Annotated in this window: 1 pseudogene; it reads left to right on the forward strand. The window is 74.0% G+C overall.

Annotated elements, in window-relative coordinates:
- Nucleotides 1-966 (forward strand): annotated as a pseudogene (locus AB0J04_RS46270) (alcohol dehydrogenase catalytic domain-containing protein); the annotation flags it as partial.
- Between the last annotated feature and the right edge of the window lie 81 nt (nucleotides 967-1,047).

The following is a 1,047-nucleotide window of genomic DNA, read 5'->3' on the forward strand; positions in this document are numbered from 1 at the left end:
GCTCCTCCGCATGGCCCACCGCACCCGGTGAGGCCGTGGTCGACGTGGAGCGGGTCGGTGTGTGCGGCACCCATGTGGAGTTCTGTGCCGGCGCGATGGCCTGCCTCCACCAGGGCCACTCCTCCTACCCGATGCGCCTCGGCCACGAGCGGTCCGGCCGCGTCGTGTCGGTCGACCGACGGGGTCGAACCGGGGCGGGTGGGGCGGCGGGTCATGGGCGACACCGTGTTCGGCCGCGGTGCCTGCCGTCGCTGCCTACGGGGCCACCCACACGTGTGCGAGAAACGGCAGGAGCCGGGCATACGCGGTGAGCGGGCCGGCCGGTGCCCTGGCGGAGCAACTCGCCCTGCCGGTCTCCCCGTTGCACGTGCCGCCCGGCTCCGTGGACGCCGTGCCGGGCGCGCTCGTGGAGCCGGGTGGCAACGCCCTGCGAGCGGCCCGGGCCGCCGCGCTCAGGCCCGGCGACCGGGCTCTGGTCCTGGGTCCCGGGACCATCGGCTGCTGGTCGCGATGTTCGTCGGGGCCGTCGGCGCGGAGATCCACCTGATGGGCCGTAGCGGCAACTCCCCTGCCTTCCCACGAGTTGGGCCGCGAGCGCCCGTGCTCGGATGAATCGGTCCCGGACCGGCCGTCCGACGCGATCGTCGATGCCTGAAAACGCCGTCAGACTGCCCGCTCTGGCCCTGGGGTTGATCGAGCCGGGCGGACGGGTCGTTTTCGTGGGGCCGGCCGGTGGGCCCAGCAGGATCGGCACCCGCACGCTCGGACGTGACAGCGGTGGGCATCCTGTCCGCCTCCCCCGGCCTCGACGACACCGTCCGCGCATACGCCGACGGATCCGTCGACCCGAGACCGATGGTCGCCGCGACCGTCGGCCTGGAAGCGGTCGGGCCTGTCCTCGCCGACGAGCGTCCGGCCGACACCGGACACGGGCCGAGGATCCATGTCGACCCGAGGTCGGGCTGACGTCGCACCGCTCCGTCAGCCGACCGCTCCGTCAGCCGGCGGCCCGTCCGTCGACCGGCGGGAGGATGAGGTCGAAGAAGC

The organism is Streptomyces sp. NPDC050263 (assembly GCF_040655955.1).
Taxonomy (GTDB): Bacteria; Actinomycetota; Actinomycetes; order Streptomycetales; family Streptomycetaceae; genus Streptomyces.